This window comes from Pontibacter virosus (genome assembly GCF_003096355.1).
Taxonomy (GTDB): Bacteria; Bacteroidota; Bacteroidia; order Cytophagales; family Hymenobacteraceae; genus Pontibacter; species Pontibacter virosus.
Window position 1 is genome coordinate 56,098 of record NZ_QEKI01000014.1, and the last position, 19,121, is coordinate 75,218.

The 19,121-nt window shown below is 49.1% G+C and carries 17 protein-coding genes and 1 riboswitch; of the genes, 11 read left to right on the forward strand and 6 right to left on the reverse strand.

The genetic code is table 11. The features are described 5' to 3' along the window. Positions 1–27 precede the first annotated feature (27 nt). Positions 28–130, reverse strand: a riboswitch (SAM riboswitch). Between the two features lie 257 nt (positions 131–387). From C8E01_RS17015 to trpS, 8 genes are all read left to right on the forward strand, one after another. Next, on the forward strand, positions 388–1,872 hold the full coding sequence (locus C8E01_RS17015) for an SDR family oxidoreductase (RefSeq protein ID WP_116544665.1): 1,485 nt from the start codon (positions 388–390) through the stop codon (positions 1,870–1,872). A 176-nt stretch (positions 1,873–2,048) separates the two neighbouring features. Beyond that, positions 2,049–2,996 carry a phosphoribosylaminoimidazolesuccinocarboxamide synthase gene (locus tag C8E01_RS17020; protein ID WP_116544666.1) on the forward strand — a complete coding sequence of 316 codons (948 nt, stop codon included), beginning with the start codon at positions 2,049–2,051 and terminating at the stop codon, positions 2,994–2,996. Between the two features lie 55 nt (positions 2,997–3,051). Next, entirely contained in the window at positions 3,052–3,429 is a 378-nt protein-coding gene (locus tag C8E01_RS17025; RefSeq protein ID WP_007657896.1) for an STAS domain-containing protein, read from the forward strand. A 13-nt stretch (positions 3,430–3,442) separates the two neighbouring features. After that, on the forward strand, positions 3,443–4,360 hold the full coding sequence (locus tag C8E01_RS17030) for a ribonuclease Z (protein ID WP_116544667.1): 918 nt from the start codon (positions 3,443–3,445) through the stop codon (positions 4,358–4,360). Between the two features lie 73 nt (positions 4,361–4,433). Next, positions 4,434–5,225 (forward strand): queuosine precursor transporter, encoded by a 792-nt coding sequence (locus C8E01_RS17035; protein WP_116544668.1) that lies wholly within the window; start codon positions 4,434–4,436, stop codon positions 5,223–5,225. Positions 5,226–5,434: 209 nt separating this feature from the next. Next, positions 5,435–6,346 (forward strand): EamA family transporter, encoded by a 912-nt coding sequence (locus C8E01_RS17040; RefSeq protein ID WP_116544669.1) that lies wholly within the window; start codon positions 5,435–5,437, stop codon positions 6,344–6,346. Between the two features lie 404 nt (positions 6,347–6,750). Further along, positions 6,751–7,305, forward strand: coding sequence for a copper resistance protein NlpE (locus C8E01_RS17045; protein WP_116544670.1), 555 nt, complete (start codon positions 6,751–6,753; stop codon positions 7,303–7,305). An 87-nt stretch (positions 7,306–7,392) separates the two neighbouring features. Continuing rightward, positions 7,393–8,367: a tryptophan--tRNA ligase gene (trpS, locus tag C8E01_RS17050; RefSeq protein WP_116544671.1), complete on the forward strand. Its 975-nt coding sequence runs from the start codon at positions 7,393–7,395 to the stop codon at positions 8,365–8,367. Between the two features lie 73 nt (positions 8,368–8,440). Here the strand turns inward: trpS and C8E01_RS17055 are convergent, their stop codons facing one another. The 5 genes from C8E01_RS17055 to C8E01_RS17080 all read right to left on the reverse strand — a co-directional run bounded on the left by C8E01_RS17055 (position 8,441) and on the right by C8E01_RS17080 (position 12,107). After that, positions 8,441–9,280 carry a sulfurtransferase gene (locus tag C8E01_RS17055; RefSeq protein ID WP_116544672.1) on the reverse strand — a complete coding sequence of 280 codons (840 nt, stop codon included), beginning with the start codon at positions 9,278–9,280 and terminating at the stop codon, positions 8,441–8,443. 349 nt (positions 9,281–9,629) lie between these two features. Then, complete coding sequence (locus C8E01_RS17065) at positions 9,630–10,046, reverse strand: DUF6157 family protein (protein ID WP_116544673.1); 417 nt, start codon at positions 10,044–10,046, stop codon at positions 9,630–9,632. Between the two features lie 82 nt (positions 10,047–10,128). After that, positions 10,129–10,767, reverse strand: a complete 639-nt coding sequence (locus tag C8E01_RS17070; protein WP_243409650.1) for a class I SAM-dependent methyltransferase — start codon at positions 10,765–10,767, stop codon at positions 10,129–10,131. A gap of 119 nt (positions 10,768–10,886) precedes the next feature. After that, the gene (locus C8E01_RS17075) at positions 10,887–11,336 is read right to left on the reverse strand and encodes a hypothetical protein (protein WP_116544674.1); all 450 of its coding nucleotides are present in this window, start codon (positions 11,334–11,336) and stop codon (positions 10,887–10,889) included. Positions 11,337–11,708: 372 nt separating this feature from the next. Then, entirely contained in the window at positions 11,709–12,107 is a 399-nt protein-coding gene (locus C8E01_RS17080; RefSeq protein ID WP_116544675.1) for a hypothetical protein, read from the reverse strand. Positions 12,108–12,257: 150 nt separating this feature from the next. Between C8E01_RS17080 and hppD the strand changes: the two genes are divergently transcribed. The 3 genes from hppD to C8E01_RS17095 all read left to right on the forward strand — a co-directional run bounded on the left by hppD (position 12,258) and on the right by C8E01_RS17095 (position 17,281). Next, complete coding sequence (gene hppD / locus C8E01_RS17085) at positions 12,258–13,352, forward strand: 4-hydroxyphenylpyruvate dioxygenase (protein ID WP_116544676.1); 1,095 nt, start codon at positions 12,258–12,260, stop codon at positions 13,350–13,352. A gap of 693 nt (positions 13,353–14,045) precedes the next feature. After that, complete coding sequence (locus tag C8E01_RS17090) at positions 14,046–15,779, forward strand: phospho-sugar mutase (protein WP_116544677.1); 1,734 nt, start codon at positions 14,046–14,048, stop codon at positions 15,777–15,779. 917 nt (positions 15,780–16,696) lie between these two features. Continuing rightward, entirely contained in the window at positions 16,697–17,281 is a 585-nt protein-coding gene (locus C8E01_RS17095; protein WP_116544678.1) for a nitroreductase family protein, read from the forward strand. Positions 17,282–17,442: 161 nt separating this feature from the next. Here C8E01_RS17095 and dnaB read toward each other — a convergent pair whose 3' ends face one another. After that, positions 17,443–19,014: a replicative DNA helicase gene (gene dnaB / locus C8E01_RS17100; RefSeq protein ID WP_116544679.1), complete on the reverse strand. Its 1,572-nt coding sequence runs from the start codon at positions 19,012–19,014 to the stop codon at positions 17,443–17,445. Positions 19,015–19,121 lie beyond the last annotated feature (107 nt).

Here is a 19,121-nt window from a genome sequence, read left to right on the forward strand (position 1 = left end):
CTTGGTTCCCTTTTCCATAACGTTATCAATTTATATACATCCGGACTTCCGGAATCAGGAATTAGCACCTTGCCTGAGGCTGGTTGCTAGCGTTTCACAGAGCCTGTCTCTCCACGCTTCTTTATAAATCGATACCCACAAAGGGATATCAGACTTGATGATGCAAAGCTAGAGCAGCATTTTAAATAATCCAAATAATTATTTCAAATAATTTCAAATTCATCTAAAAAATCAATTTCACGCACCTACCTATCAGCAACTTACACACATTATAAGAACCACCAGCTATACCTGTTGATTTACTATCTTCGAATAAGTATAATTGCCTGCCCATAACAATCTTAAGCTATACCTGTTGTGCAGGTATAAACTACCTGACAGAACCTGATGAAAATACTCCTGACCGGCGCAAACGGCTACATTGGCAAACGGCTCCTGCCTGTGCTGGTAGAGGCACAACACGAGGTGGTCTGCCTTGTCCGGGATCCGCGCCGCTTCGAGGTACCTGACAGTCTGCAGGGCAAAGTACAGGTAGTGAAAGGGGATCTGCTCCAACCGGAAAGTCTACAGGATTTGCCGATTGACATTGAAGTGGCTTACTACCTAGTACATTCCATGGGTTCCGGCTCGGCAGACTTTGAAGAAGCCGAAAAAACATCGGCTTCAAACTTCGTCAGCTACCTCAACACGACCAGCGCGATGCAGTTGATTTACCTTAGCGGTATCGCCAACGACGCGCATCTGTCGAAGCACCTTTCCTCTCGCCGCCACGTGGAGGATGTGCTTGCCCAAGGCAAAGCGGCCCTCACCGTGCTTCGGGCCGCGATCATCATCGGGTCGGGTAGCGCCTCTTTCGAGATCATCCGCGACCTGGTGGAGAAGTTACCTGTGATGGTGACACCCCGCTGGCTTAACTCCCACTGTCAACCCATCGCCATACGCGACGTCATGTTTTACCTGACCGCCGTGCTAGGCCGTGAAGATTGCTATGACAAACGCTTCGAGATCGGGGGCCCCGATGTACTGACCTACAAGCAAATGCTGCTGCAACTCGCTAAGGTCCGAAACCTGAAACGGCACATCTATACCTTGCCCATACTCACGCCCAAACTTTCCTCATACTGGTTGTACTTTGTCACGAGCACCAACTACGCGCTGGCCCGCAGTCTGGTAGAGAGTCTGCGCAACGATGCGGTGGTGAAAGACAATAGCATACAGAAGCTTATCCCGCACAAGTGCCTGAGTTACGAGAGTGCTCTGAATCTGGCTTTTACCAAGATGGAGCAGAACATGGTGGTCTCTAGCTGGAAGGACGCCCTGGTGAGCGGCACGATCCAGCTAGACTTCATGGATTTTGTACAAATACCAGAACATGGCGTTCTCACTGACCGGCAGCGCATGCGTTTTGACAGAGCCCCGGAAGAAGTAATGGACAACATCTTGCGCATTGGCGGCGAGCGCGGGTGGTACAAGACCGACTTCTTGTGGGAGATACGCGGCCTACTCGACAAAATGGTGGGTGGCGTTGGACTGCAGCGCGGACGAAGACACCCAATCGATGTCATTGCCGGCGATTCGATCGATTTCTGGCGTGTACTGGCAGTTGACCACAAGGGCGAGCGCCTGCTACTTTACGCTGAAATGAAACTTCCCGGCGAAGCTTGGCTGCAATTTAAAATTTGCCGCGAAGCCGATGGCAACTACCTCGAGCAGTTGGCAGCCTTCCGTCCGGATGGGCTGGCAGGCAGGCTTTACTGGTATGCAATGCTACCATTTCATTTTATCATTTTTAAAGGAATGGCGCATAACATCATACACTACCAAGAGTCGCTAAAAAATAAAACTTTGCCTCCGGTACAACATTCTCAATAATGTACAAACAATAGATTTCATAATATAAAACTATCGCTATACTTAAGAGTATACTGCAATGTCCAGACTCAGATGACTATCCTTTCTGCGAAGACATTTTACATTTATACCTTTGCCTTATAACTCTCAGCGACAAAAATATTTTAACTTTGCCCCTCTCTAACCAAACAGACCTAATGGAGGCCATAAAAGAAACGAATTTCTCCTTCGCCGGGCAGACCGGTTTTTATAGAGGCAAGGTACGCGACGTTTACTATTTTGAGGACCGCTTAGCGGTAGTAGCCACCGACCGTATTTCGGCTTTCGATGTGGTGTTACCGCGGGCTATACCTTACAAAGGGCAGGTACTGAATCAAATAGCAAGCATAAACCTTAAATCTACTGCTGATCTGGTACCAAATTGGGTACTGTCGACGCCAGACCCGAACGTAACCATTGGATACCGTTGCGAGCCTTACAAAGTGGAGATGGTGATCAGGGGTTATCTGGCAGGCCATGCATGGCGCGAATACAAAGCTGGCAAACGCAGCGTTTGCGGTGTAGGGCTGCCAGAAGGGCTGCGCGAAAACGACAGATTGCCGGAGCCTATCATCACCCCAACGACCAAGGCCGACCAAGGGCACGACGAAGACATCTCGCGTGAAGAAATTTTATCAAAAGGCATTGTATCTGAGCAAGAATATATTAAATTAGAAGCTTATACCCGGGCGCTCTATGCGAGAGGCACGGAACTTGCCGCACAGCGCGGACTGATACTGGTGGACACCAAGTATGAGTTCGGCAGCTACAACGACGAGGTATACCTGATTGACGAGATCCACACGCCGGACTCATCGCGCTATTTTTATCTGGAAGGATACGAGGCGCGTCAGCAGAACGGCGAGTCGCAGAAGCAGCTGTCAAAAGAGTTTGTGCGTCAGTGGCTGATCGACAACAATTTTCAGGGCAAAGAAGGGCAAACCGTGCCTGAAATGACCGATGAAGTGGTGCACAGTATTTCTGACCGCTACATTGAGCTTTACGAGGTTTTCACGGGACAGCCTTTTCACAAAGAAAGTTACGATAATGTGCTCTCACGCATAGAGAATCACATCGTAGAAAACATTTTTAACGAGAAAAATTAGAATTATTAACGTGGATTTTGGTACATTCGCGTTTAAATCCTTTACTGGTAGATCTATGAAGTACACGATTGATAAGAAAGAAAACTACACGATTATCACGATAGACGAGAAGAAACTGGATACTTCAATCGCTCCGGATTTAAAATCTGAGTTCGTGAAATTGAATGCTGAAGGGATCACCAACCTGATTCTTGACCTCAATAACGTAAAATATACCGACTCTTCAGGTCTGAGCTCTATCCTGATTGCGAACAGACTTTGCAACTCGTCTAACGGTTTGCTGATTCTGACTAGCCTGCAGGACCACGTGATGAAACTGATCACAATCTCTAAACTGGAGTCTGTGCTTAACATCCTTCCAACGGTGGAAGAGGCGATCGACCGCGTGTTTCTGCACGAGATCGAGCAGGACCTGACCAACAAGGAAGACTAGCAAAACCTACTTTGTGGATTTCGAACTCAGGATACTTGGCAGTTCGTCGGCCACACCCTCGGCAAACCGGCACCATACCGCCCAATTGCTGACCATCGACAATCAGCTTCATCTGATTGATTGCGGAGAAGGAACACAAATGCAGCTGATGCTTTACAAGATAAAGCATCAGCGCATTTCTAACATCTACATTAGCCACCTGCACGGCGACCATTACTTTGGTCTGGCAGGTCTGCTTTCTACCATGCACTTGCAGGGCCGCCCACAGCCACTGCATCTCTTCGGCCCTCCTGGCCTCTCCGAAATTCTCAGTCTTCAGCTTAAGTACTCCGGCACTAATCTATGCTACAAGCTCGTTTTCCACGAGCTGGACACCGGCCTTTACCGCAAAATCTATGAAGATAAGAAAATCACAGTGCACACCATCCCCATGGAGCACCGTATCCCCTGCTGTGGTTTTCTGTTCCGCGAAAAGCCCAAGCCGCGTCCGCTCATCAAAGAAAACCTCCCCGGCTTCCTGACGCCGCCACAACTCGTGCGTTTGAAATGGGGGGAGGACGTACGCGACGAGCAGGGAAATGTACTGGTGCGCAACTCCGTGGTAACACTGGAGCCCAAGCGCAGCCGCAGTTATGCCTATTGCGCCGACAGCAGGTATAAGCCCGACCTGCTCCCCTACTTGCGCGGCGTTGATCTGCTTTACCACGAAGCCACCTTTACGGATGAGCTGCGTGAGCGGGCACACTATACTTTCCACAGCACTGCCCGACAGGCCGCCGAAATGGCCGCCGCCGCACAGGTACGCCACTTGCTGCTCGGTCACTTTTCAGTACGCTACAAAGACCTCACGCCCCTGCTCGATGAGGCTAGGGAGATCTTTGCGAAAACCGATCTGGCAGTAGAGGGTAGTATTTTCTGCGTGCAGGAGTAAGTCCAGTTACTCCCATCGTCTGCGGAATTGTTAATCGCAAAAATTCCTATCTTGCTGCACCATTTCTATACCTATGGCGGCAACCCCATCCCTCGAGAAAAAACGCACCAACCTGTTCCTCGTCCTGAGCGGCATCTTTCTGGCCAATGCCCTGCTGGCGGAATTGATCGGTGTGAAGATCTTTTCGGCCGAAGCACTGTTTGGTTTACAGGGAGCCCAGATCGGGATCATGGGCGAGAAGTTCGACTTTAACCTCACAGCTGGCGTCATCATCTGGCCTGTCGTGTTTGTGACCACCGACATTATCAACGAGTATTTTGGCAAGTCGGGTGTGAAGAAAGTCAGCATCCTGACGGTGGTTCTGATACTCTATGCCTTCCTGGTCATTACGATCGTGACAGGTCTGCCGCCTGCCGCTTTCTGGCTGGATCTTAACAACCAGGATGCAGCCGGCAATCCCTTCAACATCGACTATGCCTTTAACTCCATTTACCGGCAAGGGCTGGGCATCATCATTGGTTCGGTAGTGGCCTTTCTGATCTCGCAGTTTCTGGATGCCACTGTCTTTCATTGGCTGCGTGGCTTTACGGGCAGCAGTAAGATCTGGCTGCGGGCCACAGGCTCAACGCTGGTATCACAGCTGATCGACAGTGTTGTGGTGCTATTTGTAGCCTTCTATATTTTCGGAAACTGGCCGCTTTCGCTGGTGATGTCAGTGGCGGCAATCAATTATATTTACAAATTTTTCATCGCCCTCGCCCTCACACCGGTGCTATACCTAGCACACTATCTAATAGACGGTTACCTCGGCCGCCGAACCGCCGAAACCTTGATAGAGACAGCCGCCGAGGAAAGCAAAGAATAGCCTATGTTATTTAATATTTGCTTTTAAATTGAATACAGCCGTATCTTTGCAGTCTTGCAATACAAAATGGCTGCACACTTAGCACATACACAGATTTTCATAACGGGGTACGTCCTGCACGACCTCTAACAGTCGCCATTTCCGAAACCGGACCTGTGTAAGTCCACCCTATACCTTATTTTTTTCTACTTAATTTCAAAGGGACATCTATGTTCAGAGGCATCCTTTTGGTATTCCTCGGAGCGTGTAGCTTCGGCATACTATCCACATTCGTAAAACTAGCCTACCAAGAAGGCTATACTCTGGGTGACGTTACAGGCACGCAGGTCTTCTTTGGCTTTGTTATACTTTGGAGCATCGTACTGGTACGTCACCTCATGGGCCGCCGCAATTTGGGTGTGTCAGCGATGAACAAACTAAAACTGGTAGCTATGGGTACCAGCACGGGTTTGGTGAGCATCTTCTATTACAAATGTGTGCAGGCCGTGCCGGCCTCTATCGCGATCCTGCTGCTGATGCAGTTTACCTGGATCAGCCTGCTGCTGGAGGCGGTGATCAAACGCAAAATGCCCCAGTTCTCGCAGGTCATCATGGTGCTGCTGGTGCTGCTGGGCACAGCCATGGCAGGTAGACTTTTCTCAGGCGCTATACCTGATTTTGACCTGGCGGGTGTCGGCTACGGACTGCTGGCGGCTGCCTGTTATTCGGTTTTCCTGATGATCAACGGAGCAGCTGGTAACAACCTGCACCCGACTACCAAAAGTGCCCTTCTATTGACGGGTGCCACCATATTGGTGTTGAGTATTTTCCCTCCCATGTTCCTGGTTAATGGGGCTTTGGGAGATGGCCTGTTTAAATGGGGGCTGCTGCTGGGTGTATTTGGCACAGTCATTCCGCCACTGTTCTTCGCCTACGGTATACCTCGAACCGGTTTAGCGCTAAGTGCCATCCTGAGCTCAGCGGAATTACCGGTGGCGGTAGCTATGTCCTACCTGGTGCTGCAGGAAGAGGTATGGACGGTGCAATGGCTGGGTGTGGCGCTGATTCTTGTAGCCATCATCGCGAGCAACCTGAACAGGTTATACCAGAAACAGAAAAATAAAAAGTTGGCAACAGCTTAACCGATACAAGATTGATTGATTGTTTTTTTTACTTAACCCGAGCAAGCCTATGATGTAATTGACTTTGAACAATAAGATTTGATTTGATTTTTTTGAATGGCTGGGTGCCCGCTCTCACGTGATGCGCCTGGTCATTTGCTTTTATATCGGAACAGGTAGCGAATGGCCAGCCAAGTGGTGCAATTTACACGTGTCCTTTACTTTGTCCCAACTCCTACGCCCTACTTTCGTATCTCACATCCTGGCACCAAGCCATGCGATTGACATCCCTGCGTTGCCTTCGCTACAGCACAATAAATTATATTTTCAACAGTTAAAACAGAAATAGCCCGGTCGAAAACGCGCTTCTGAAAAACTGGTATATTTTCTGATAGGATCAGCCCGAACGACAAACACGAAACGACATGAAAGCAATAATCGCACTTTTCGTCCTATTCTCCCTCACCCTGGGTTTGCAGCAAGTACAGGCACAGTCTGGCAAAAGCTACAAGGAGTGGCTGGAGGAAAACCGTGCCGGCGGTAAGAAAACAACAGCGAAAGCTCCGGCGAAAGGCAAAGCCAAACCAGCCAAAGCCGAGGCAAAGCAGCCTATAGAAGAGGCACCTGCTCCTGCACTCGCATCGCCTAATGGCACCTTCAGAGGGACATTGGCCTGCAAGGACTGCCAAGGCATTAAAACGGAACTTACGCTGAATGGCGACTCCAAAGGTTCGTTTACAATGAAGCAGGTATACATGGGCAAACCGGCAGAGAAAAGTGTGGTGAACAGCAGCGGCAAGTGGTTCCTGGCCAAAGGCAACAAGCAAAACCCTGATGCAGTGGTGCTACAGCTTATCCCTACCGCCGGCGACATCGATCCGATGTATTTTCTGCAGGTGAGTGACACGGAAGTCAAGCTGCTCACCAAAACACAGGACGAGATAGAAAGCTCAAAAAACCACTCCCTCAAGAAACTTTAAAGTGCCAGGTATAGAATTGTAGTAGTCGGGCTAGGCGTGTTATCAGCAATTTGCGTTATTTTGCAGCTGTAAACCATTATCCCGACTATGGCACGATACCTTACGGGCATTCAGAGCACAGGCCGTCCGCACTTGGGCAACCTGCTGGGTGCTATCCTCCCAGCCATCGAGCTTTCGAAGGCTTCGCAGGAGCAGGCGCTTTACTTTATAGCCGACCTGCACTCCCTTACCACCATCCGCGACCCGCAGGTGTTGCGTCACAACACCTACTCGGTCGCCGCCGCCTGGCTGGCCTGTGGCTTCGACACTGATAAACACATCTTATATCGCCAGTCGGACGTGCCGATGGTGACTGAGCTCAACTGGTACCTCAACTGCTTCGCTCCTTTCCCGATGCTGGCCAATGCGCACTCGTTTAAGGACAAGTCGAGCCGCAGAGGATTAGCTGATGTGAATGCCGGTCTGTTCACCTACCCGGTGTTGATGGCCGCTGACATCCTCATGTATGACGCCAACATTGTGCCGGTAGGCAAAGACCAGGTGCAGCATCTCGAGATCACCCGCGACATTGCCAGTTCGTTCAACCACATCTACGGTGAGACTTTCGTGCTGCCGGAGGCGAAGACCGACGAAACCGTGATGACCGTGCCGGGCATTAATGGAGAGAAGATGAGTAAGTCTTACGGCAACATCATCGATATATTTGAAGCCGACAAGCCGCTGCGCAAAACGATCATGAGTATTGTGACGGATAGCACCCCGCTCGAAGACCCAAAAGATCCGGACGAGGATACCACCTTCAAGCTTTACAGTCTCCTGGCCTCTCCGGAAGAAATTCTGCAGATGCGCCACAACTACCAGAATGGTGGTTATGGCTACGGCCATGCCAAGCAGGCGCTCTATGAACTGATTGTGCGCAAATTTGCCAAAGAACGTGAGCTGTTCAACTACTACATGAACAACCTAGCTGAAATCGATAAAAAACTGCTGGAAGGCGCTTCAAAAGCAAAAGCCATTGCCACGCCGGTATTGGAGCGCGTGCGCCAGAAACTGGGCTACTAAGCGCTATACCTGTCAAAAATAAAAGCGGCTGCTGAAATTGATTCAGCAGCCGCTCTTCGTTTATACCTATACCTTAGGCTCCTATGCCGATCGGGCGGTCGTTGCGCGACCACTCGCTCCAGGAACCCACATAGAGCGTCGGTATACCCAGGCCGGCATAGTCCATGGCCAGTGCTGTGTGGCAGGCTGTGACGCCAGACCCGCAGTGCACCACCACATGTTCCATATCGCGACCGTCCAATGCAGCTTCGTATTTCTCCCGCAGCCTTTCAGGGGATAAATAGGTGCCATCCGCAGCGAGGTTTTGCTGAAAAGGGATGTTCACAGCCCCCGGAATATGCCCGGCCACCAGATCAATCGGTTCAGTCTCCCCACGGAAGCGAGCAGCATCGCGCACATCCACCACCAGGTAGTTCGGGTCCTTGACAGCCTTTGCGACTTCCTCCATTGTGATGGTTGGCAGTTCCCAGGCCTTGAATGGGTATGGCTCAGCTGGCTTTGCTTGCTCACTTGTACTGCTGACAGGTATACCGGCTGCCACAGCGGCCTGATAGCCACCATCGAGCACCTGCACTTGTGCATGTCCGGCAGCCCGCAGCATCCACCAGAATCGGGAAGCAGCGTTTGCCCCGTTCATGTCATCATACACCACCACGTGGCTGCTATGAGCTATACCTAGGTGGCCAAGCAGCTTTGCAAATTTTTCCGGTTCAGGCAAAGGGTGCCGTCCACCCTGGGCTGCGTCAGGTTTGATGTCCGCCAGGTCTTTGTCCAGGTCAATATGCAGGGCCCCTGCCAGGTGCTCCTGTTCGTATTTGGTGCGGCCATTGGGACCGGAGCGGGCATCAATTAAAATCAGGTTACCTTTATGCAATAGTTCAGATAGTTCTTGTGCAGTGATGAGTGGGGACATAGTGAATTGATTTAAGAGGATAATACTCCTGTATTTATATTACTAAAGATAAGTAAGTCGTGTTCGATTTACACACCAAATTGACTCAGATGATGATCAGCGTATTTATATTCCAAAATACCAATTCGCTCCTTCGTCATTTTTCCCAAACGCTAATTCGCCTTATACTTTACCTAAAAAACCTTGTTTATAGGCTGGCTATCCTTCCCCAAAATCCATCCGTTCCAATAGGTGTGGTGGTCAACCATTTGGTTAACATTCATTTTCCCCCATTAGGCGCTACCGTCAGCAGTTACGGAAGCTATTCTGTCAATGATCTTGTCCCGGGAGCGCTTATTAAAAATTGATTTCACTTTCTGCTCGATTTCATGGCTTTTACTTTCTTCAGGTTTGGGTCGGCTACAAATTTCCCGTATTCTGCTGTTTCCGCTCCGTAGATGGCAATTTTTCCTTCGTTGTTGCAATGGACGCCGAAACCGTAAGTTTTTGTCAAAGGCGAAGCTCTGAAACAGGCTTGCCCTTTCGAGAAGAATTGTGCTCTTGCCTGCTCATATTTAGCTTCGGCCAAATCATTTCTGTCAGCAAAAACCTGAAATAATATATCGTCAGAAGTATAATGGTACGGATGCTTAGTAAGCAAATCATACTGCATTTCGGCGACAGTCTTCTTCTCGCCTTTTGATGCAGGTCTTATTCCACAAACCGTTTTGGTGTCTTCCGCCACTTCAATAAAAGTGTCAAAGTAATTTGTGGTATGTACTTTCATTTTAGTTTGATGTGGGTGTTTGGAGGCCTCTTGTAAGCGGCGGCCGAGTCTGATGTTTACAAAATGCCAACCACTGGCATTTTTATTTTTCTTGTTTTTTGCAGGTTATGAACCAGAACTTTTGTGAGGCCCTGTTTCCTTTATGCTTGGCGGGTTCATCTATCTCTTTTGCTTCAATTATCCCATACCTGCCAAATTCTTTTTCTACAGAATCTGAATCATAGAAGAATAGCTGAACACCATGCTTCATTTCAAATCTGTCCTTGCTTAATTCTTCCCCTTCCCCATAAGCAGCATCATTTTTTGAAATTGCAACAAAGACCATGTACCCATTGGGCTTCAGTTGCTTGTAACAGTCATTAATCAACTTAGCCCTTTCTTTTTCACTTAACAAATGAATTAAAGCGTAACAGAAAATCCCGTCGTATACCTCTTGGTCAAACGGCATCACACTAACTGAACCTTGATAAACTTTCACATCATCTCCGTAGTGCTTCTGGGCCAGTTCGATGGCGGTTTCTGAAATTTCTATCCCAGTTACCTTAAATCCAGCATCGGCGAAGATTTTCGCATTTCTGCCGTAACCAAACCCGGGTATCAGAATTTTATTGAGCCTGTTTTCTCTAAATAAGTTCAGGGCTGCAATTGCAGAGTCAGCAGGTTCAAATCCCCACATTGTTTGTTTATCTCTAAAACTTGACTCCCAAAATTCTGCCATCATATTTCCTGTGAAATCAAATAAGACGATGATTCTCCTTACTCGTAGCTTACCGTCTTGTATAAACGACGAGGAGGCTATCGGCCGCTTTGGCGTTTATACCTTGTTGTAGTGCGTTGTTTTTAAAGTATGTTGCTGGTATATTTTCCTATACCTTTCAAATTAGCAACCCCGTCTTCTCTTTCCGCAAGAGATTTTAATTCCTTGCAAAAGTTGTCTATTGCGTTTGGCTCTAAAATCAATTCCATGGAGAGTTTGTCTTTTTCTTCTTTTCTGTATTCAGTAGGGACATTCTCTTCCATCGTTATTTGCACGCCGCATTTTCCTGTTGGGCCAATTTTGTAGAAGTCCATTTTGAAGAAAGCATAGCTATCCTTTTCTCCACAAGAATGAGTTACTGTATCCTTATTGAAAGGGAATCCATCAAGTTCATGTGCAAACTTGAGCAATGAATTTGATACTTCGTAAACTTCTGTTATTCCCGAATATCGCCCGTTACTTGCAGATGCACGCAACTCAATCAAATGCTCGTCTTTCCAGATAACTTCAAGTGTTAATTTGTTTTCATTCATTTCTTTACAATGCACTACAACTACCTACTAGCAGGAATACCTACTCCCACTATCTGCACTATGTGTAGAGTTTCATTGCCACCTCTTTTACTCTAGTTCTACTTAGGGTCGTCTTTCGTTTCCATACTTCCATAGCACAATACTAATATAGTTTTAATTCTATAGATCTACAAGCGAAGCATTTATGTTGTCCACTATGAAACTGTGAATACCGGTATAGGCTTAGTTTCTAACCATCTGGCAGGTATAAGGAGCTAGCATATACCTTCGGGCTGAATCAAAAAAAACCACACGCACCCTTGACACCTAAGAGCACGTGTGGTTTTATCCCGAAGCAGACCGCAGCCTGCTATTTTCTTCTAAAGCGATACCTTACTCGGCTTTCCAGAGCTCCCGCTCCTGGTCGCCGATCAGCACTACGAAACGGGCAGGATTGGCAGTCAGCACCAGACGCATCTCTACTCCCGGAAACTCATCCGACTCCACCCATACGCCTTCGCGCTCACCATCCGGGGTTACATGGTTGCCGTTCAGGGAGCTGGGCAGGTAGGCAGTTGGAAGCAGGATGTCCGCGTCGGAGCGCAGTTTACCGTGTACTTCTTCCAAAGCATCTTCCAGGTAATCGCCGTACTCCTCATTGAAATCGTCTTCCATGTCGTGGAGTTCCTCTTCCATATCGTCGTAGCGCTCGTCGTTGTAGTCCAGCGCATTCAGTTCTTCTTTCTTGCTGATGATAGCCACCAGCGAACTGTTTAGTGCATTTGCGTTCATAGCGTCGTTCTGTTTTTTACAAAGTTGGAAACATGCCTTAGTAATTGCAAGAATTAACAATGATAATTTGCTGCGGCCCTTACTGGGTTTTGATAAACGTATAAAAGCTGTATTTTTACACAAAACATCTTTTAAACCATACCTATACCTATGGCAACAGATATTCTGCCCCTGAACGGCACCGACCATATCGAGTTTTATGTGGGTAACGCCAAGCAGGCCGCTCACTTCTACCAGACGGCTTTCGGCTTTAAGCTGGTAGCCTATGCCGGCCCCGAAACTGGTGTGCGTGACCGCGCCTCTTATGTGGTGCAGCAGGAGAAAATCCGCTTGGTACTCACTACTTCACTGGACCCGAACTCAGATATTGCCCAGCACGTGCACCTGCACGGTGACGGCGTAAAAGTGCTGGCCTTGTGGGTAGACGATGCCGAAGCCTCTTTCCGCGAGACGGTAGGGCGCGGTGCAAAACCAGCCATGGAACCGAAGACCCTCACTGACGAGCACGGCGAGGTGAAAGTAGCCTCTATCCATACCTACGGTGACACCATCCATACCTTTGTGGAGCGCAAAAACTACAACGGCGTGTTCATGCCGGGCTATGTGCCGCGTCAGAGCGAGCTCGACATTGAGCCGGTTGGCCTCAAGTATGTAGACCACTGTGTGGGTAATGTGGAGTTGGGCCGTATGAACGAGTGGGTGAAGTTCTACGAAGATGTGATGGGCTTTAAACTGCTCCTTACCTTCGACGACAACGACATCAGCACCGAGTATACCGCACTTATGTCGAAAGTAGTGTCGAACGGAAACGGCTACATCAAATTCCCGATCAATGAGCCGGCAGAGGGCAAGAAAAAGTCACAGATTGATGAGTACCTGGAGTTTTACCGCGGTGCGGGTGTGCAGCACATTGCGGTGGCCACTAACGACATTCTGCATACCGTAGCAGAGTTGCGTCGCCGTGGCGTGGAGTTCCTGCGTGTACCGGAAACCTATTACGAAGACCTGCTCGAACGCATCGGCCACATCGACGAAGACATGGAGGATCTACGCAAACTTAACATCCTGGTAGACCGCGATGACGAAGGGTATCTGTTGCAGATCTTTACTAAACCAGTAGAGGACCGACCAACCGTATTCTATGAAATTATCCAGCGCAAAGGCGCCAAATCATTTGGCAAAGGCAACTTCAAAGCCTTATTCGAAGCCATCGAACGTGAGCAGGCGCTGCGTGGTAACCTTTAGTCCGCAAGCAAAGTATAGCACGGTGTAACCCGTGTTAGACACCACTATTTTGATATATCGATAGCACACCAGTTCTTAAAACCGCTATGCGGTAAACGAGGGACTGGTGTGTTTTTTGTGGGTTTGGAGGTATAGCGGAATAGAGCGAATTAGTGATTTGGTGGGTGATTGTTAGAATCAGGATTTTCAGGATTTAAAGATTTTCAGGATTCTCGCAAATAATTGACACACCCCTGCCCTTCTCGAGGGGGAAATATTTTGCAGCTGTCTATTATAGCTATAAGCCCTGTAGCCCAAACCATACAGACCACTGGCAGGTATAGGAAAACTAACTTGCACCTCAGCTACGAAGCAGAAAGCTATGCCATGTGCACCAGTGACGATTTTTTGTTTGAGCGGTCAGCGAGTTCAAAATCGTCTTGATTTTTTTGCCTACTTTTTTCATCAAGGAAAAAAGTAGGGCCCGCCCGGCCAGGGCAAGCTATGAAACAGAATTAGCTTAAAGTATAGATAGGCGGACGCTACGTCAGATATAGATACAGGTATAAGGTATAGGTATAGGTATAGCCAATACGTTAGCAATATCCTGACACTGGGCCAGAGGCCCCACGATAGCAGACACGAGTGAGGACGCTCGCGCCATACACTATATTACAAACAACATTATCATCAATACATACATTACGAAAAACTATGATTGAACCAGCTATACAGCAAAAAATAAACGCCTGGTTGGGCGGCAACTACGACGAAGCGACTAAATCAGAAATAAACGGCTTGCTCGAGCGTAACGAGCACGAGGCACTGGCCGATGCTTTCTACAAAGACCTCGAGTTCGGCACAGGTGGATTGCGCGGCATCATGGGTGCCGGCAGCAACCGCATGAACCGCTATACCCTGGGTATGGCTACGCAAGGGCTTTGCAACTACCTGAAGCAAAACTTCCCGGGAGAGCGCGTAAAAGTGGCCATCGCCCACGACTGCCGCAACAACTCCGACGTGTTCGCCCGCATTGCCGCTGACATTTTCGCTGCCAACGACATCGAGGTGTACCTGTTTGAGGCTCTCCGCCCTACACCGCAACTTTCCTTTGCCATTCGTCACCTGGGCTGCCACAGCGGCGTGGTGGTAACTGCTTCGCACAACCCGAAAGAGTACAACGGCTACAAGGTGTACTGGAACGATGGCGCACAGGTAACCGCTCCGCACGACAAAAATATCATTGCCGAAGTAAACAAGATCACTTCCATTGATGAAGTAAAGTGGGAAGCAAAATCTGGCAACATCCACATGCTTGGTCAGGAAATGGACGAGGCTTACATGGCCAAAGTGCAGAGCCTTTCCATTTCGCAAGATGCCATCCGTAACCAACACGACCTTAAGATCGTGTTCTCTTCCATCCACGGAACAGGTATAACGCTGGTACCCGAAGTGCTCAAGCGTTTTGGCTTTACCAACGTGCACATCGTAGAAGAGCAGGCCACGCCAGACGGCAACTTCCCGACGGTGGTATACCCGAATCCGGAAGAGAAGGAGGCTATGACCCTGGCGCTGAGAAAGGCCGAGAAAATTGACGCTGACCTGGTAATGGCTACCGACCCGGACTCCGACCGCGTAGGTATAGCCGTTCGGAACCTGAAGGGAGAGTTTGAACTCCTCAACGGTAACCAAACTGGTGCCCTTTTGATGAACTACCTCCTGCTAGCCTGGCAGCAAGCCGGCAAACTGACCGGCAAGGAGTTTATCGTGAAGACCATCGTAACCACCGACCTGATCAAGGACATTGCCGACAGCTATAATGTGAAAATGTACGAGACGCTGACAGGCTTCAAGTACATCGCTGAGAAGATCCGTGAACTGGAAGGAAAGGAGCTATACATTGGTGGTGGCGAGGAAAGCTACGGCTACATGATCGGTGACTTTATCCGTGACAAAGACGCCATCTCTGCCTGCGCCCTAATCGCTGAAATGGCGGCCGTGGCAAAAGACAGAGGCCAGAGCCTGATGGAGATGCTGGTGGAGATCTATACCCAGCACGGCTTCTACAAAGAGGAACTGGTATCGTTCACCAAAAAAGGACAGCGTGGCGCAGAGGAAATTCAGCAGATGATGGCCGACATGCGTGCCAATCCACCTCAGATCATTGCCGGCTCCAAAGTGCTCGAGGTAAGCGATTACAAGCACAGCACCCGCAAAAACCTGATTACGGGAGAAGAGTCGAAGCTGGACCTGGAGAGTTCCAACGTGCTGCAGTACCTGACTGAGGACGGCAGCAAGATCTCCGCCCGCCCATCTGGCACAGAGCCGAAGATCAAGTTTTACATCAGCGTAAACGAACCCCTGGCTTCCAAAGACGATTTTGATGCTGTTGACCAGCAGTTGAACCAGAAGATTGAGCAGATTCTGGTGGATTTGAAGTTGAGGTAAGGTTGATTGTTAAATTGTTGAATGGCCGAATTGTTGGAGGTATAGCTTCCGACAGTTTGGCCATTTTTTATGCTGTCAGCGCTTACTTGCATCAGGGCTACCTATACCTGCTTTGCTCTATAGCTAATGCATTTTGCATTTATAGCAACCTGAATTGTTTTATAGCTTCGCCTGTGCGGCGGGCACTCCCTTTTTGTCTTGACACAAAAAGTAAGCAAAAAGGTCAAGACGATTTTGAACTCGCTGACCGCTCAAACAAAAATTCGTCATTTGCGCACCTGGCGTGGCTACTTCTTTTATAGTCAACGTGCAAGTTAGTCTTGCTATACCTGCCAGTGGTGCGTGTGGTCAGTTTCTACAAGGCTTATACCTGTGAATTGGCAGTTACAGACTCCCCTCCTTAGACAAGGAGGGGCAGGGGTGGTTGGACCCGGTACTTCAGACAGGCATGATCCAGATTTCTCACCGGCGTTCGAAATGACATCATTATACCTGCCAATGACCATTTGCTACAGGGCTTATACCTTAGCAACGGCAAAGTCGGAAGAGTCCCCCTTCGAAGGGGCAGGAGGATGATAATCGCGCACGGCTCCTTCCCCTGTTTTAAGGGGAAGGTTGGGATGGGGTTACAATCGTGCACCAGAATCCCGTTAATCCTCTAATCCTGTAAATCCTGATTCAGACAAGCAATTCCTAAAGACCTCGCGGTGTGCGCAGCTCCCGCGAGTGTCTAAACCGACGATCATAACCATACCTATACCTCTTCAGCCGCTGCCGATCTGTTAGATACCCGCAGGTCTGCAAGACGCTGCGAGGTCAAGTCATCTCCCAAGCTGGCTCTAATGCCCTACCATACACCCAAATTGGGATAGGGCAATCAATGTCCGTACCTTTATAGAAACAAAGTAACAATCACAATGGATATATCATTCTCTCAAATAAGCCACATCATACAAAATCGCAGAACCACTAAACCTGGTAAAATGAACGGGCAACGTATACCTGACGAGCAGATAAAGCAACTACTCGAGCTAGCCGACTGGGCTCCTACACACGGGCACACGGAGCCCTGGCGCTTCAAGGTATACGCCGGCGACAAAGTACAGGACTTCTGCCTGGCGCATGCTGATCTATACAAAAAGCACACGAATGAAGAGAAATACATGCAGCAGAAGTATGACAAACTGCTACACATGGGTGACCAGGCCTCGCACGTGATCGTAGCTTATATGCAGCGTGGTAATCTCCCTAAAATTCCTGCTCTGGAAGAAATAGCTGCCACTTCCTGCGCCATCCAAAACTTATTGCTGGGTGCTACCGCCTTCGGTATAGCGAGCTATTGGGGTTCTGGTGGTATGGCCTATCAACCACCTATGAAAGAAATGCTACACCTGCGCGATGAGGATGTTGTACTGGGCATTCTATACCTGGGTTATGCAGATGAACCTGCAGCAGAGGGTAAACGCACGGTGCCACTGGATGAGAAAGTAGAGTGGATGTAAAATAAAAAAGCCGCTGGCTCTGGGCGCAGCGGCTTTTTTATAATTTTTACCGACACAATGACTCCGGTTAGCAACTCACTAAAGAAGCTGTATTATCAGCAATTGTTAGGAGCTTTCTTTTGTATCCTTTGCCTTTTATCAGTTTAACTTTTGTCTAATCCTTAAAACGGTGGTTCCTCGTCAAAACCTGAGGCCGGGAATCCTCCCCCACCCTTACTGCCGTCGTTCATACGGCTTCCCAGTCTGATAGCGCCTGGTGTTTCCGTGTCGAAGCTGCTGTTCGGCAATGCATTAAAGCCACCGTCACCACCAAAATCAGAGTCCAGGTTCGTGAACTTGGTATACTTGCCAATAAACTTCAGCTGTACGTTTTCCAACGATCCGTTACGGTGCTTGGCAATGATCACCTCTCCTACCCCGGCCGTTGGGTTGCCCATTTCGTCTTCGGTGATGCCATAGTATTCCGGACGGTAGAGGAAAAGCACCATGTCAGCATCCTGCTCAATGGAACCGGATTCACGAAGGTCAGACAGCTGAGGACGCTTGTCACCACCACGGGTTTCCACGGCACGGCTCAGCTGCGACAGGGCAATTACTGGCACGTTCAGTTCCTTGGCCAGCATTTTCATGGCTCGCGAAATAGAAGCAATCTCCTGTTCACGGTTACCACCACCCTTGCCTTCCGCGTTTCCGCTCATCAGCTGCAGGTAGTCGATGATTACCATCTGGATGTCGTACTGCGCTTTTAGGCGGCGGCACTTGGTGCGGAGCTCACGAATGGAAAGACCGGGCGTATCGTCAATAAAGATCGGGGCTTCGGTGAGTTTTGCTATTTTATGATTGAGCTGCGCCCACTCGTAATCTTCCAGGCTGCCTTTCTTGATCTTTTCAGAATCGAGCTCGGCTTCCGAAGAAATCAGACGATTCACCAGCTGCAGCGAGGACATCTCAAGCGAGAAGATCGCCACACCCTTTTTGAAATCAACCGCTGCGTTGCGCAGGCAGGAAAGCACGAAGGCCGTCTTACCCATCGCCGGACGAGCTGCCAGAATGATCAAATCCGATTTCTGCCAGCCGGACGTTACGCGGTCCAGGGCCGTCATACCGCTTGGCACGCCAGTCAGACCGTCGGTCTGCTTGCGTTTCTCTTCCAGTTCCTTGATAGCGGCATGCATCAAAGAGCGCATGTCGTCGAAATTCTTGCGGATGTTCGATTCCGATACTTCGTAGAGCTTGGCCTCTGTTCTGTCGAGCAGTTCGAAAACGTCGGTGGTATCTTCAAAAGCACTTGAAAGCACTTCGGAGGAGATCGAGATCAGGTCGCGCTTGATCGAGTTTTCCGTGATGATACGGGCGTGGTACTCGATGTTGGCCGCCGAGTTCACACGGGTTGTCAGCTGCGTGACGTAGTAAGCACCACCTGCTAGCTCCAACTCCCCGTTTTCGCGAAGCTCGTGGGTTACCGTCAGGATATCGATCGGCTCTGACTTGTCGAACAGGGCCAGGATCGCTTTAAAAATGCGTTGGTGCGCCTCTTTATAAAAAGAGTTGGGTCGCAAAATGTCGATCACCGTGGTAAGCGCATCTTTCTCCAACATCAGAGCGCCTAGCACGGCCTCCTCCAAATCTAGTGCCTGCGGCGGTTTTTTACCCAACTCTGCCACGGCAGGCGCTTTTTTGCTCCAGGTGCCGCGGTTGCCAGTTGGCCGCACGTTCATTTTCATCTCCTCCATACCACAAATTTAAAAAGTAAGCCGCCCAAGTAATCCACAAATTACGGAAGATATCCACATATTAGCGTATAGCTATTTTTATTTAGCCGAGGAATTATAATTTTGTC

Excerpts from the sequence above, each read along its gene's own strand:
- trpS (WP_116544671.1), top strand. The coding sequence starts at position 7,393 with ATGGCACGATACCTTACGGGCATTCAGAGCACAGGCCGTCCGCACTTG.
- C8E01_RS17070 (WP_243409650.1), bottom strand. The coding sequence starts at position 10,767 with ATGATGGCAGAATTTTGGGAGTCAAGTTTTAGAGATAAACAAACAATG.
- C8E01_RS17075 (WP_116544674.1), bottom strand. The coding sequence starts at position 11,336 with ATGAATGAAAACAAATTAACACTTGAAGTTATCTGGAAAGACGAGCAT.
- C8E01_RS17080 (WP_116544675.1), bottom strand. The coding sequence starts at position 12,107 with ATGAACGCAAATGCACTAAACAGTTCGCTGGTGGCTATCATCAGCAAG.
- C8E01_RS17065 (WP_116544673.1), bottom strand. The coding sequence starts at position 10,046 with ATGAAAGTACATACCACAAATTACTTTGACACTTTTATTGAAGTGGCG.
- C8E01_RS17040 (WP_116544669.1), top strand. The coding sequence starts at position 5,435 with ATGTTCAGAGGCATCCTTTTGGTATTCCTCGGAGCGTGTAGCTTCGGC.
- C8E01_RS17095 (WP_116544678.1), top strand. The coding sequence starts at position 16,697 with ATGGATATATCATTCTCTCAAATAAGCCACATCATACAAAATCGCAGA.
- C8E01_RS17055 (WP_116544672.1), bottom strand. The coding sequence starts at position 9,280 with ATGTCCCCACTCATCACTGCACAAGAACTATCTGAACTATTGCATAAA.
- C8E01_RS17035 (WP_116544668.1), top strand. The coding sequence starts at position 4,434 with ATGGCGGCAACCCCATCCCTCGAGAAAAAACGCACCAACCTGTTCCTC.
- C8E01_RS17020 (WP_116544666.1), top strand. The coding sequence starts at position 2,049 with ATGGAGGCCATAAAAGAAACGAATTTCTCCTTCGCCGGGCAGACCGGT.
- C8E01_RS17045 (WP_116544670.1), top strand. The coding sequence starts at position 6,751 with ATGAAAGCAATAATCGCACTTTTCGTCCTATTCTCCCTCACCCTGGGT.
- dnaB (WP_116544679.1), bottom strand. The coding sequence starts at position 19,014 with ATGGAGGAGATGAAAATGAACGTGCGGCCAACTGGCAACCGCGGCACC.
- C8E01_RS17090 (WP_116544677.1), top strand. The coding sequence starts at position 14,046 with ATGATTGAACCAGCTATACAGCAAAAAATAAACGCCTGGTTGGGCGGC.
- hppD (WP_116544676.1), top strand. The coding sequence starts at position 12,258 with ATGGCAACAGATATTCTGCCCCTGAACGGCACCGACCATATCGAGTTT.
- C8E01_RS17025 (WP_007657896.1), top strand. The coding sequence starts at position 3,052 with ATGAAGTACACGATTGATAAGAAAGAAAACTACACGATTATCACGATA.
- C8E01_RS17015 (WP_116544665.1), top strand. The coding sequence starts at position 388 with ATGAAAATACTCCTGACCGGCGCAAACGGCTACATTGGCAAACGGCTC.